1 protein-coding gene and 2 pseudogenes (1 of these 3 running past the window's edge) are annotated in these 15,651 nt (G+C 65.2%); all 3 read right to left on the minus strand.

Translation table 11 applies throughout. The annotated features are described in order from the left end of the window. On the minus strand, positions 1–8,860 hold the 5' portion of the coding sequence (locus tag JN524_RS22100) for a non-ribosomal peptide synthetase (RefSeq protein ID WP_202370702.1). 4,154 nt of this gene lie to the left of the window's left edge; the window shows 8,860 of its 13,014 coding nt (coding positions 1–8,860); the start codon lies at positions 8,858–8,860; its stop codon lies beyond the left edge, outside the window. Between the two features lie 242 nt (positions 8,861–9,102). Continuing rightward, positions 9,103–14,103 (minus strand): annotated as a pseudogene (locus JN524_RS22105) (amino acid adenylation domain-containing protein); the annotation flags it as partial. 90 nt (positions 14,104–14,193) lie between these two features. Next, positions 14,194–15,516 (minus strand): annotated as a pseudogene (locus JN524_RS27595) (condensation domain-containing protein); the annotation flags it as partial. Between the last annotated feature and the right edge of the window lie 135 nt (positions 15,517–15,651).

Raw genomic sequence — 15,651 nt, forward strand, 5'->3', positions numbered from 1 at the left:
CACCGATCAACAGCGTGCGCAAGGTCGGATGCCCCAACTCACGACTGAAGGCGTATTCGGCAATCGGCGTCGGCAGGAAACTTACCTGCAACGGTTGCGCGCGCCACCAGTCGAGCAGTTCATCGAGGTGTTCGTTGCTGATCGACGGCGGCGGCAGGTGCAGGGTCGCGCCGACACACAGCGCCGGCCAGACCTCCCAGGCCATCGCGTCGAAACCGCAACCGGCGACGCTGGCGGTGTGGCTGCCGGCGCGCAGGTCGAACGCCTCGCAGTGCCAGTGCACAAGGTTTTCCAGGGTTGCGTGTTCGACCATCACGCCTTTCGGCTGACCGGTCGAACCCGAGGTGTAGATCACGTAGGCCAGATGCGCCGGGGTCAGTGCTGGCAGTTGCGGATTGCTGTCCGGCGGATGCTGCCAGGTGTCATTGTCCAGATCGATCACCGGCACCAGGCCCAGCAGCTCGCGGGTCGATCCCTGCGCCAGCACCGCCACCGGATCGCTGTCCTGCAACAAATACGCGATGCGTTCGGCCGGGTACGCCGGGTCGATTGGCACGTAACCGGCGCCGGCCTTGAGAATTGCCACCAGCGCCACCAGCATCTGCGGGCTGCGTTGCAGGCACACGGCAATCCGGTCGTCCGGTTGCACGCCGAGGCCGAGCAAGTGCTGGGCCAGGCGATTGGCCTGCTGATTGAGCTGCGCGTAGGTCAGTTGCTGCGTGCCCTGCACCACCGCCAGTGCCTGTGGCTGCTGCTCGGCCTGCACTTGTACCAGCTTCTGAATCGTCGCCCCACGCGGGTATGCCGCCGCCGTCGGGTTGAAACCGATCAGCAAGCGTTCGTATTCCTCGACCGAAAGAATCGGCAAGCGGTTGAGCGGACGTTGCGGCGCCTGTTCCAGCGCGTGCACCAGATGCTCCAGCGCGGTGTGCATGTAGCCGCAGATCCGTTGCGCGCCGATCTGCGCCAACGCCAGCACGGACAGGGAAAAGTCTTCGCCGAGATCGTCGACGCTGAGGGTCAGCGGATAGTTGCTGCGCTCCTCGCCACCGAGCAATTGCACGCCTTCCCAGATGCCCTGACCGTCACGCGGCTGCGCTTCGGCAACGGTATGCCGGTAGTTGAGCAAGGCGCTGAACAGCGGCGCGCCGGACACCGCGCTGCAACGCTGGGCCAGCGCCAGTGGCGCATGTTCATGGGCCAGCAGCGCGGTCAGCCGGGCGTGGGTGGTCTTGACCGCAGAGCGCACGCCTTCGCTGACATCCACCCGCAGCGGCAAGGTGTTGATGAACACGCCGAGGGTGCGATCCGCGCCTTCACCGCCCTGCAAACGACCCAATAGCACTGTGCCGAAGACCACGTCGCGGCGATTGGCAAGCACGCCCAGCACCTGCGCCCAGGCCAGGTGCATCAGGCTCGCCGGGCTGACACCCAACTGCCGTGCCTGTTCACGCAGACGCAGGGTCAACCCGGCATCGACGGCCTGCTGCGCCTCCTCGATGTCGCCGCCATCGCCTTGCACGTCGTGCAGACCGAACGGCAGGGTCGGTTCATCGATATCGCCGAGCATGTCGCGGAAGAACGTTTCGTGCTCCTGCTCGCTGGCGCCCAGACGCGCCTGCGCCACGTAGTTGCGGTACGGCATCGGCGTGCCGAGGCTGTCGGCCTGATCGAACATGAAAGCACGCATTTCCTGGCCGACCACCTCCATGGCGGTGTGGTCGAGAATCAAGTGCTGGAACAGGATGATCGCCACCACCCGTTGCTGCGCCGGGTCTTCGGCGTAGACGATGCGCATCAGCGGCGCCTGGCTCAGGTCGAGGCGGTTGTGCCGGGCATCGAACCGCGCGTGCAACTGTTCGAGGACGTCGCCCTGCGCCGGATCCAGCGGCACCGCTTGCACCACCAGCGGCGCCTGACGCCAGACCACTTGCTGCGGACTCGCCAGCCCTTCCCAGACCACACTGGTGCGCAGAATGTCGTGGCGCGCGATGACCTGCCGCAAGGCTTGGCTGAAGGTGCGCAAGCGCTCGACGCTGTCGAAGATCAGCCGCGATTGCAGCAGGTACGGATCGCCCTGTTCGGCGCTCAGGTGGTGGTAAAGAATGCCTTCCTGCAACGGTGCCAGCGGATAGATATCCTGCACGTTGGCGGCCCCACCCGGCACCGTGGCGACGATGCGCTCGATGCTCGCTTGATCGAGTTCGGTCAGGCTGAGCAGGTCCGGGGTGATGTGCGTGCAACCCGGCGGAATGCGGTTGGCTGGCACCTCGATTTCGCGACCGCTGCCCACAGCGGCGGCCAGTGCGGCCAGAGTCGGCTGATTGAACAGCACGCGCACGTCGGCCGCGAGGTCAATCTGGCGCATGCGTTCGATCAGGCTCACCGCCAACAGCGAATGCCCGCCCAATTCGAAGAAGTTGTCGTGACGCCCGACCCGCTCGACTTTCAGCACGTCGATCCAGATCTGCGCCAGCGCGGTTTCCACCGCACCTTGTGGCGCTTCATATTCGCGGCTGAGCCACGCGCCCTGCTCCGGTTCCGGCAAGGCCTTGCGGTCGATCTTGCCGTTGGCGGTCAACGGCAACGCGTCCAGCCGTACGTACGCCGACGGCAACAGCGCATCCGGCAAGCGTGCTTGTAAATGCGTATGCAACTGTTGAATATCGACCGCCGTGCGCTCGGTGAACCACGCAATCAGCCGCCCATCGCGAACCAGCACCACCACTTCCTGCAGTGCAACGTGACTGCCGAGCGCGGCTTCGATTTCACCGAGTTCGACACGCACGCCACGCAGTTTGACCTGATCATCGTTGCGCCCCAGGTACTCGATGTTGCCGTCGGCCAGCCAACGCGCCTGATCGCCGGTGCGGTACATGCGCGCCTGCGGCTCATCGCTGAATGGGTCGAAGAGGAACTGCGCAGCGCTCAGCTCGGGGCGATTCAGATAACCGCGCGCCACGCCGGCCCCGCCAACATACAACTCGCCCGCCACACCCACCGGCACCGGGCGCTGCTCGGCGTCCAGCACATAGATTTTGGCGTTGGCGATCGGACGGCCGATGTGCAGCGGCTGATTCAGCGAGACCGGCCCCGAGGTGGCGACCACCGTGGCTTCGGTCGGGCCATAGTTGTTGATCACGTCGAAGGTTTGCGCACGACTGAACTGACGCAGTCGGTCGCCGCCGATCAGCAGCGTGCGCAAGGTCGGGTGCTGCAATTGCCGGCTGAACGCGTATTCGGCCACGGGCGTCGGCAAGAAGCTGACCTGCAACGGCTGCGCGCACCACCAGTCGAGCAACTCGTCGAGGTGCTCGTTGCGGATCGACGGCGGCGGCAGATGCAACGTCGCGCCGACACACAGTGCCGGCCAGACTTCCCAGGCCATGGCATCGAACCCGAAGCCGGCGACGCTCGCGGTCTGGCTGCCGGCCTGCAAGTCGAAAGCTTCGGCGTGCCAGTACACAAGGTTTTCCAGGGTCGCATGCTCGACCATCACCCCTTTCGGTTGGCCGGTGGAGCCGGAGGTGTAGATCACGTAAGCCAGATGGTTCGGGGTTAATGCCGGCACCTGCGGATTGGCATCCGACAGGTGCTGCCAGAGGTCGTTGTCCAGATCGATGACCGGCACGCCACCGAGCAGATCGCGAGTCGATGCCTGCGCCACCACCGCCACCGGGGCGCAGTCCTGCAACAGATAGGCGATGCGTTCCGGCGGATACGCCGGATCGACCGGCACATAACCGGCGCCGGCCTTGAGGATCGCCAGCAGCGCGACCAGCATGTCCGGGCTGCGCCGGGCGCACAGGGCGACCCGGTCATCGGGCTGCACGCCTAGGCCAATCAGGTGATGCGCCAGTCGATTGGCCCGCTGATTGAGTTCGCCATAGCTCAACTGCCGTGTACCTTGCACCGCCGCCAATGCCTCGGGGTGCGCGGCCGCCTGGGCCTCGAACAAACGCTGCACGGTTTGCGCCGGCGGGTAATCGCGACCGGTGATATTAAAGCCGACCAGGACCCGCTGCCGTTCACTCGGCGACAGCACCGATATCTGCCGCAGCGACGTTGCTGGCGAGTGCTCCAGAGCGGTCAGCAAGTTGTGCAGCGCGGTTTGCAGGTAATCGCAGACCCGCGCACCATCCACCTGCGGCACCGCCTGCACGCTCAGGCGGAAACCGGTGCCGAGGTCATCGACGCTGACCACCAGCGGATAGTTGCTGCGCTCGCGCGAGCTGAGAATCTCGATCCCGTCCCAAGTCACGCCTGCCGGTTCGGCCGCGCTGTGGCGATAGTTGAGCAAGCTGCTGAACAGCGGCAGCGACGCGGCCACACCGCTGCAACGCTGGGCCAGCGACAGCGAGGCCTGCTCATGCGCGAGCAGTTGCGCCAGACGTTCATGGGTAGCGCGCACGCCTTGCTGCACGTCGGTCGCGCCAACACTGACCCGCAACGGCAAGGTGTTGATGAACATGCCGAGTGCGCGATCGGCGCCCTCGCCACCCTGCATGCGCCCGAGCAGCACGGTGCCGAACACCACCTCTTCGCGCCCCGAAACCTGCGCCAGCACCTGGCCCCAGGCCTGGTGCACCAGGCTGGCCGCGCTGATGCCGAGGCGGCGCGCCTGCTCGCGCAAGCGCTCGGCCACGCCGGCGTCCAGCGCCTGCTCGCTGTCGACGATGCTGCTGCCATCGCCATGCACATCCTGCACACCGAAGGCCACGGTCGGCTCGTCGATATCGCCGAGCATGTCGCGGAAGAACGCTTCATGCGCCTCGGCATTGGCCTGCTGTTGCGACTGCGCCACGTAGTTGCGGTACTGCGCCGGCGGCGGCAGATCGACGCCGCTCGGGTACAGGCTGTCGTTCATTTCCGCGAGCAACACTTCCAGTGCGGTGTGGTCGAGCACGATGTGGTGCAGCAACAGGATGCCGACCCAGCGTTGCTGTTCACGATCTTCGGTGTAGGCCAGACGCATCAGCGGTGCGCGGCGCAGGTCGAGGCGATAGTGCCGCGGATCGAACCGTGCTTGCATCTGCTCCAGCACATCGCCGACCAGCAGGTCGGCATCGACCCGTTCCAGCGCCAGCGGCGCCTCGCGCCAGACCACTTGCACCGGTTCTTCAAGCCCTTCCCAGACCACACTGGTGCGCAGAATGTCGTGGCGTTCGATCACTGCGTTCAACGCACGGACGAAGGCCTTGATCTGCGCCAGTCCGGCGAAGGCAAATTGCGCCTGCAACACGTACGGGTCACCGGCGCTGGTCGCCAGATGGTGGTAGAGAATCCCCGCCTGCAACGGTGCCAGGCCGTAAATGTCCTGCACATTGCCGACGCCGCCGGGCACACTGGCGACCACGCGGTCGATGGCGGCCTGATCCAGCGTGGCCAGCGGCAGCATGTCCGGGGTGATCCGCGTGCAATCGGCAGTAATCAGATTGTCCGGCACCCGCAGGGCGTGACTGTGGCTCAGGGTCGCCGCCAGTGCCGCGACGCTCGGCTGGCCGAACAGCACGCGCACGTCGCACTGCAAGTCGTGCTGGCGCATGCGTTCGATCAGTTTCACCGCCAACAGCGAATGGCCGCCGAGTTCGAAGAAATTGTCATGCCGCCCGACTTGCTCGACACCGAGCAGGCTCTGCCAGATTCCGGCGATCAGGGTTTCCACCGGCCCCAGCGGAGCTTCGAAGCCGCGCCGGGCAAACGCATCGCTGTCCGGTTGCGGCAAGGCTTTGCGATCAAGCTTGCCGTTGGTGGTCAGCGGTATGGCGTCGAGGCGCACAAAGGCGCTCGGCACCATGTAGTCGGCCAGCGATTGCAGCAACGCGTCGCGCAATTGCGCGGCGCTCGGTTCAGTGCCTGCGGCGGCTAGCCAGTAGGCCACCAGACGCTTGTCACCGGGGCTGTCTTCGCGGGCGATCACCAGCGCTTCGCGCACCCCGGGGCAGGCGGCGAGGCGAGCTTCGATTTCACCGAGTTCGATGCGGAAACCACGGATCTTCACTTGATCGTCGTTGCGCCCGAGGTATTCGAGGCTGCCATCCGCTGACCAGCGCGCCAGGTCACCGGTCTTGTACAGTCGCGCCTCGGCACGGCCGCTGAACGGGTCGGCGATAAAGCGTTCAGCAGTCAGCGCGTCACGATTGAGATAACCCCGGGCAACCCCGGCGCCGCCGACGTACAACTCGCCGATCACGCCGGCCGGCACCGGCTCGCGCTGCGCGTCGAGCACGTACAGTTGCAGGTCGGGAATGCCCACACCGATCGGGCTGCGCCCGACCAGTAGCGAGTCCGCTGCCTGCAGTGGCCGATAGGTCACGTGCACCGTGGTTTCGGTGATGCCGTACATGTTCACCAACCGTGTACCGGCATTGCCGACCCGCGCGTACCACGGTTTGAGCAGGCCCGGTTCCAGTGCTTCGCCGCCGAAGATCACTTCGCGCAACGAGTGCTGCAACGGACTGCGGCCCTGCGCGGCGATCAACTGGCGGAAGGCGCTCGGGGTCTGATTGAGCACGGTGACGCCAGTGCGGCACAGCAGCGCGTAGCAGTCGTCCGGCGAGCGGCTCACGGCCTGCGGCACCAGCAACAACTGGCCGCCAAACGCCAGCGCGCCCCAGATTTCCCACACCGAGAAGTCGAAAGCGAAGGAATGGAACAGCGCCCACACGTCCTGCGGGTTGAAGTTGAACCAGTCGTGGGTCGCCGAAAACAGGCGCACCACGTTGCGGTGTTCGACCATCACGCCCTTGGGCAGCCCGGTGGAACCGGAGGTGTAGATCACGTAGGCGAGGTGATTTGGGGTCAGCTCGGGAATCTGCGGATTGCTGCTGAGTTCAGCCTGCAACTGCAGGCTGTCCAGATCGATGATCGGCACATTGAGCGCGCCAACCCGATCCAGCGTATCGGCCTGGGTCAGCAGCGCCACCGGGGCGCTGTCCTGCAAGGTGTAGGCGATGCGCTCCAGTGGATAGGCCGGGTCGATCGGCACGTAACCGGTGCCCGCCTTGAGGATACCGAGCAGGCCGATGAGCATTTGCGGGCCGCGCTCAACGCAGATCGCCACGCGCTGATCCGGACGAATCCCCCGCGCCAGCAGGTGGTGGGCAAGCTGGTTGGCGCGGCGGTTGAGCTCGCCGTAGCTCAGCGTCTGCTCCTCGAACAGCAGCGCTGTGGCCTCTGGACGCGCCGCCGCGTGGGCTTCGAACTGCTGGTGAATCAGCGGGGTTTCCGGGAACTGCGGCAACGGCGAGTTGACCCCGTGCAGCAGGTATTCGCGCTCGGCCGCCGGCAGGATATTCAGGCGTTGCAGCGGTGCATCCGGGGTCGATTGCAAGGCCTGCAGCAGGCTGTGCAACGCGGTGTGCAGGTAAGCGGCGATGCGTTCGGCACCCAGCGCCGCATCCGCCAGCGCGGTGATGCGCAAGTCTTCGCCGAGGTCGTCGATGTTGATCGTCAGCGGGTAGTTCGTGCGCTCGCGGGCGCCCAGCACTTGCACGCCGGGGGCCAGTTCGCTGACCTCGGCGATCTCTTCACTGCTGCTGTGGCGATAGTTGAGGATCGCGCTGAACAACGGCGTCGGCACCGCCACCGCGCTGCAACGCTGGGCCAGTGCCAGCGAGGTCTGCTCATGGCCGAGCAACGCGGTCAGGCGTCGATGGGTGGCCAGCACCCCGGCACGCACGCCGTCCTGCCCGACATCCACGCGCAGCGGCAATGTGTTGATGAACATCCCCAGCGCCTGTTCGCCGCCCTCGCCCGCCTCCATCCGCCCCAGCAACACGGTGCCGAACACCACGGCGGTGCGGCCCGACAACTGGCCGAGCACCCGCGCCAGCGCCAGGTGCATCAGGCTCGCCACACTGACGCCGAGCTGACGTGCCTGGCCGCGCAGTTGCCGGCTGAAATCGGTGTCGAGCATCAGCACGGCTTCTTCGATGTCCTGGCCGTCGCCCTGCACATCCTGCAGACCACACGGCAAGGTCGGCTCGTCGATGTCGGCGAGCATCTCGCGGAAAAACGCTTCGTGAACCTGCTCGTCCAGGCCCATGCGCGCCTTGGCCAGGTGATCACGGTACGGCACCGGCGGCCCGACCTGCGCGGTCTGGCCGAGCAGGTGCGCACGGGTTTCGCGGCGCACCACGTCGAGGGCGACGTGGTCCATGATCAGGTGGTGGAACAGCAACAGCGCAACCACGCGCCCGTTGGCCGGATCCATGGCGTACACCAGGCGCAGCAGCGGCGCCTGCTGGATGTCGAGGCGGAAGAACCGTGGGTCGTGGCGCTCCAGCAGTTGCGTCAGGACATCCGAGCCCGGGTCGAGGGCGATTTCTTCGCAGTACAGACGAGCCTGCCGCTGCACCACTTGCAGCGGTTCGTCCAGGCGTTCCCAGACGAACGAGGTGCGCAGAATGTCGTGGCGTTCGATCATCCATTGCAGCGCCTCGGCGAAAGCCTCCAGACGTTCGCGGCTGTCGAAGGCGAATCGCGCTTGCGACACGTAGGGGTCACCGGCGGGCGCTGACAGGTGCAGATAAAGCATGCCTTCCTGCAGCGGCGCCAGCGGGTAAATGTCCTGCAGGTTGGCGGCGCCGCCGGGTACTTTGGCGACCAGGCGATCGATGGTCGGCTGATCCAGAATCACCAGCGGCAGCATGTCCGGGGTGATGCGAAACGCCGGACTCAGCCAGTCGCCACCGTTTTGCGCGACCAGTTCCAGCAGCTGCGTCTTGTGTTGGCTGAGGCTGTCCCACAACGCATCGTCCAGCGCGTCGTCGCTGCCCAGAATGACCAGGTCTTCATCTTCCTGTTGAAGGCGGATCGCATGGGTGGAAAGAACAGCCATCAGTTCGCTGAAATGCATGGGATAACCTGCTGTAAATACGAGAAAAAGGAGCGCGCAGCCGCGAGTCCATGCCTGCTGTGCGCAGCCTGGAAAAACTAAAACATCGGGGCCTGGGGGGCTGACATGGGAAGCGGGGACAAGCTGCCGGCTACTGCACCGCAACCCCCCTGTAGGAGCTGCCGCAGGCTGCGATCTTTTGATTTGGTTTTAACAGCAAGATCAAAAGATCGCAGCCTGCGGCAGCTCCTACAGGGGCGGCGTCAGAGCCGGCGTTTGCGGTTGAGGCTCGGGATGGTGGTTTGCGGGATGAACACGTGCTGCGCCTCAGGTGTGGTGCTGAGCGCCAGCGCCGCCAGCGTCGGCTGGCTGAACAGCGCTCGGGCGTCGGTGTGCAAACCGCTCTGACGCATGCGCGCCACCAGACTCACCGCCAGCAACGAATGCCCGCCGAGTTCGAAGAAGTTGTCGTGCCGACCGACCTGTTCGACGCCAAGCACCTCGCTCCAGATCCGCGCCAGCGTGGTTTCGACTTCACCCTCGGGCGCCACGTATGGGCGGTTGATCACCGCATCTGCCCCCGGTTCCGGCAGGGCCTTGCGGTCGATCTTGTCGTTCGGTGTCAGCGGCAAAGCATCGAGCAATACGAACGCGCCCGGCACCATGTACTCCGGCAAACGCTCCAGCACATGCGCGCGCAAGGCCTCCAGACTGGGTGCTTCTACACCCGAGCGAACGGTGTACCAGGCCACCAGACGCTCATCACGCACCATCACCACCGCTTGGCGAATCGCCGGATGTTCGATCAACCGTGCCTCGATTTCTCCCGGCTCCAGACGCAAGCCCCGCAGCTTGATCTGGAAGTCATTGCGGCCGAGGAATTCCAGTTCCCCATGATTGTTGTAGCGCGCCAGATCCCCCGTACGGTACAGGCGATCCCCCGGCACAAACGGGCTGTCGATGAAACGCTCGGCCTGCATTTCCGGCAAACCGTGATAACCACGCGCCACGCCGAGGCCGCCAATGTGCAACTCACCGCTGACACCTTGTGGCACCGGTTGACCGTACGCATCAAGCACGTACAACCGAGTGTTGCTCAGTGCTGTGCCGATCGGCACCACGTTGTCCGGCACCGGCATGTCCGGTTCCAGCGTCCAGCCCGTGCTGTCCACCGTGGTTTCAGTCGGGCCGTAAACGTTGTGCAAGCGCACCCACGGCAGGCGATCGCGCACTTGGCGAGCCAGCGCCGCGCTGAGTTCGCCGCCACCGTTGAGCACATCGGTCAGGCTGGTGCATTGCTCGACACCGTCCTGCTCAATGAACTGCTGCAACAGCGCCGGAACGAATTTGACTACGGTGACCTGCTGCTCGCGGATGGTCTGCACCACATAGGCCGAATCGCGGTTGCCGTCCGGCCGCGCCAATACCAATCGCATCCCGGAGCACAGCGGCCAGAAGATCTCCCACACCGAACTGTCGAAGCTGAACGGTGCCTTTTGCAGCAACGCACCGTGTTCGGTCGGCGGACTGAGCTGCGAACCCCAGTGCACCATGTTGCAGGCACTGCGATGCTCGATCATCACGCCTTTCGGCAACCCCGTAGAACCCGAGGTGTAGATCATGTAAGCGAGGTTCGAAGCATTCAGGCCCGGTACCTGCGGATTGCCTGACGTCTGCTGCTCCCAACTGCCGTGATCCAGATTGATCAGCGGCACACCCGGCTCGCCGAGCAATTGCCGCGTGGCGCCATGCACCAACAGTGCGACCGGCGCGCTGTCCTGCAACATGTAGTTCAGGCGCTCCAGCGGATAGTCCGGGTCCAGCGGCACATAAGCACCACCGGCCTTGAGTATGCCGAGCAAACCAACGATCAGATCCAGCCCGCGTTCGACGCAGATCGCTACGCGCGAGTCCGGTTGCACGCCGAGTTCACGCAGGTGATGGGCCAGACGGTTGGCGCGCTGATTGAGCTCAAGGTAAGTCAGGGTTCCCTGCGCGGATTGCAGCGCGATGGCCTCCGGTTTACGCCGCACCTGTGCTTCGAACAACGCGTGCAGTGGCTGGTCCAGCGGACAATCGACCTCGGTGGCGTTGAACGTGATCAGCAAACGTTGCAACTCCTCGGGCTGCAGGATCGGCAAGCGGTTCAACGGCTGTTGCGGGGTCTGCTCCAACGCCTGCAGCAAACCGTGCAACGCGGCTTGCATGTAGCCGCAAATCCGCTGCGCGCCGATCTGCGCCACGGCCCTGCCGGTGAGGCGCAAGCCGTTGCCGAAATCGTCCACGCTCATGGTCAGCGGGTAATTGGTGCGCTCCTCGTTGGCCAGGGTTTCGATGCCTTGCCAAGCCTGACTGGATGGCTCCAGCAGTTCGGACTCGTCACTGTGCCGATAATTGAGCAGCGCGCTGAACAACGGTGACGGCGAGGCGACGCCGCTGCAGCGCTGAGCCAGTGCCAGCGACGCGTGCTCATGCCCGAGCAGCGCGGTCAGCCGCGCATGGGTGGCGCGCACCGCGTCGAGCACCCCGGCATCGACGTCGATGCGCAGCGGCAAGCTGTTGATGAACACGCCCAAGGCCCGGTCGGCGCCCTCGCCGCCTTGCATGCGCCCCATCAGCACGGTGCCGAACACCACACGTTGCTGGCCGGACGTCGCTGCCAGCACCCGCGCCCACGCCAGATGAATCAGGCTCGCCACACTGACCCCGGCCTGTCGCGCCTGGGTGCGCAAGCGCTGATAAACGTCAGTCGGCAGCGCCTGCTGCGCTTCGTCGATGCCGCGCCCGTCGCCCTGCACTTCCTGCAAGCCGAATGGCAGGGTCGGCTCGTCGATGTCCGCCAGTTGCGCGCGGAAAAACGCCTCGTGTTCCTGCTCGCTGACACCCAGCCGCGTCTGCGCCACGTAATTGCGATACGGCACCGGCGGCGCCAGCGCCACGACCTGCCCCGACAGGCTGGCCTGCATCTCGCCGCGCATCACTTCGAGGGCGATGTGATCCATCGCCAAGTGATGGAACAGCAGAATCCCCACCACCCGATCCAGCGCCGGATCACGGGCATACACCAGGCGCATCAGCGGCGCCTGGCTGACGTCGAGGCGATAACGCCGGGCGTTGAAGCGCGCGTGCAACTGCTCGATGATCGGGCCGTTGGCCGGATCCAGTTCGATCTCCTGTACCGGCAGAATCGCCTCGCGCCACACCACCTGCACCGGGGTGGTCAGGCCTTCCCAGAGCACCGCGGTGCGCAAAATGTCGTGGCGCGCCATGACCTCGCGCAGTGCCGCAGCGAAAGCCTCGACGCGTTCAAGACTGTCGAACGCCAGTTGCGATTGCAGCAGGTACGGATCGCCCTGCTCAGCAGTAATGTGGTGATAAAGAATGCCCTCCTGCAGCGGTGCCAACGGATAGATGTCCTGCACGTTGGCCGCGCCGCCCGGCACGGTGGCGACGATTCGCTCGATGTCCGCCTGCTGCAGTTGCACCAGCGGCAGCATTGCCGGAGTGATGTGGGTGCAATCGGCGGCGATGCGGTTGGCCGGCACTTCGATCTCTCGACCGCTGCCGACCGAAGCCGCCAGCGCCGCCAGGGTCGGTTGACTGAAAAGCACGCGCACGTCGCTGCTCAGATCGAGCTGACGCATGCGCTCGATCAGAATCACTGCCAGCAACGAATGCCCGCCGAGTTCGAAGAAGTGATCGTGACGCCCGACCCGCTCGACTTGCAGGACTTCGGCCCAGATCTGCGCCAGAGCGATTTCGACCTCACCCTGCGGCGCCTCGTATTCGCGGCGAATCAGATCGTCCGGCCCGGGCGCCGGCAGTGCCTTGCGATCGACCTTGCCGTTGGCGGTCAGCGGCAGCGCCGTAAGACGCACGTAGGCGCTCGGCAGCATGGCGCTGCTCAGGCGACTTTTCAGCTGCGCGTGCAGCTCATTAATGTCCAGCGGCGCCTGCTCGGTGAACCACGCCAGCAATTGTCCGTCGCGCACCAGCACCACCGCTTCGCGCACCGCCGAATGGCTGACGAGTGCGCTCTCGATCTCGCCCGGTTCGATCCGGATGCCACGGATTTTCACCTGATCATCGTTGCGCCCCAGGTACTCGAGATTGCCGTCGGCGCGCCAGCGTGCAAGGTCGCCGGTGCGGTACAGGCGCGCGCCCGGTTGAGCACTGAACGGATCGCGCAGGAAACGCTCCGCGCTCAGCTCTGCGCGGTTCAGGTAACCGCGCGCCACCCCGGCCCCGCCGACGTACAACTCGCCCGTCACGCCCAGCGGCACCGGTTGCTGCTGCTCGTCGAGCAGATACACCGTGGCGTTGCTCACCGGTTTGCCGATGTGCAGCGCCTGCCCGGCGTCGATGCGCCCCGAGGTCGCCACCACGGTGGCTTCGGTCGGGCCGTAGTTGTTGATCACTTCGAACGATGGCTGACGCGGGAACTGGCGCAGGCGGTCGCCACCGATCAGCAGCGTGCGCAACGTCGGGTGATCGAGCTGGCGGCTGAACGCGTATTCGGCGATCGGCGTCGGTAAGAAGCTCACGTCCAGCGGCTGCGCACGCCACCAGTCGAGCAGCGCATCGATGTCTTCGCTGTCCTCGCTGACCGGCGCCAGGTGCAGGGTCGCGCCCACGCACAGCGCCGGCCAGACTTCCCAGGCCATCGCATCGAAACCGAAACCGGCCAGGCTTGAGGTATGGCTGCCGGCGCGCAGGTCGAAAACGTCAGTGTGCCAATCGACCAGATTGCACAAGGTGCGGTGCTCGACCATCACCCCCTTGGGCAGGCCGGTCGAACCGGAGGTGTAAATCACATAAGCGAGGTTGGCCGGAGTCAGCCCCGGCACCTTCGGCGCGTCGACCCGGCCAGCCGACCAACTCGGCTGATCCAGCTCGATCAGCGGCACCGACAACGCCGGCAAATGCCCGCGCAGCGCGCGCTGGGTCAGCACCGCGATGGGCGCGCTGTCCTCCAGCAGGTAGCTCAGGCGCTCGGCTGGATGCGCCGGATCCAGCGGTACATACGCGGCGCCAGCCTTGAGGATCGCCAACAGTCCGACCAGCGTGTCGAGCCCGCGCCGGGCAACGATCGCCACCCGGTCATCCGGGCGCACCCCGAGATCGAGCAGATGATGAGCCAGCGCGTTGGCGCGTTGATTGAGTTCGGCATAGGTCAGGCTTTGCCCCTGATCAACCGCCGCCAGCGCGTGCGGCCGTAGCGTCGCCTGCGCTTCGATACGCTGCTGAATGGTCGTCGGCGCCGGGTAGTCCACCCGCGTGGCATTCCACTGTTGCAGCCGCGCGGTTTCTTCGGGTGTGCTCAGGTCGAAATCCGCCACCGCCAGATTCACCGCTTCCAGCCCCTGCTCCAGAATCAGCAACCAGCGCTCGGTCAATGCCTTGACTTCGTCGGCGCTGAAATACGCCTCGCTGTAGATCAGGTACAGCCGCGCGTCATCATTGGCCAGATTGCTCAGCAAGTGCACCGCCAGCGGTGTGGCCTCTTCGACGTTCGAGGCCTTGATGATCCGTCCCGACGCCTCGCCGTAGCGATAATCGTGAGTGCCCTGCTCGTAGGACACCGTGACCTCGAACAGCTGCGAGCGCTCCTCCCGCAGCAGGCCGAGGGCGCGGTTCATCTCACTCACGGGGAAACGCTGATGGCGGAAATCCTTGCGCAGTTCCTCACGGATCGTACTCACCAGTTCAGCGAACGTGCAGTGGCGACCGAAGCTCATGCGCACCGCACTGACCTGGGCGAACAGCCCAAGCGTGGATTTGAAGCGCGCGCCGGAGCGGTTGAGAATCGGCAATCCAACCACCCATTCGTCACGTTGTGCGGTGCGGCTGAAGTAGACATGCAGCGCCGCCAGCAACACATGGAACGCCGAGGCGCCGAACGCTCGGGCCACCTGCTGCATGCGCTCGTGCAGCAGCGCCGGCAACGGCTGCGCGTAGACCTGCGTCTGCGCGGTTTGGCCGCCCAGGCTCTGCTGATGCCGTGGCTGCAACAGCGGCTCGGGCAATTGTCGGTACTTGTCCAGCCAGTAGGCGCGATCCTGCGCATAACGCGGCGACGCGTGATAGCGCGCATTGTCCTCGATGAAGTCGATGTACGAAGGCGCCGCGACCGGTGCCGGTTGACCGTGCGCCAGCGCGTTGTAGATCTCGTCCAGCGACTTGAACATTTCGCCGAAGCCCCAGCCATCGACGATCAAGTGGTGAGCCTGCACGGACAGCCAGTGTCGCTGGTCATTCAGACGGATCAACAGAAAGCGCAACAGGCAGCCGCCGTCCAGCACAAAGGGTTGATCGATGCGTGCTTGCACCAATGCCCGCGCCGCCGATTCCGGGTCGCTGTGCGCCGACACATCGCTGATCGGCATCGGCACCGCTACTGACCGGGCGAACTGCTGCAAAGGCAGGCCATCGGCGCCAGCGCCCGGCAGCAGAATCGTGCGCAGCGCGTCATGCCGGGCTACCAGTGCTTCCAGCGCAGCCTGCATCCGCGCCGGATCCAGCGGGCCATTGAGATCCAGGTAGCCGCCGATGTTGTACAGCGGCGAATCCCCGCGACTCAGCTGATCCAGCCAGATATCCAGCTGCGCAGCGGTCAGCGGATACGTCTGGAGCGATGCGGACGGCGTGGCCACCGCAGAGGCAGAAATAGGCGGCATAAGATCCTTCTCATGTGATTTTGCGCCTATTCAAGCATCGGCCCCGATGCCGACATGACACGTAAAACCCGGACAACCCCGCCCCGGGCGCTGGCCTGTGAGCGCTTGTAGCCCCTGATTGGGTGGGAACCCACT

It is taken from the genome of Pseudomonas sp. MWU318, from assembly GCF_016756945.1.
Taxonomy (GTDB): domain Bacteria; phylum Pseudomonadota; class Gammaproteobacteria; order Pseudomonadales; family Pseudomonadaceae; genus Aquipseudomonas; species Aquipseudomonas putida_A.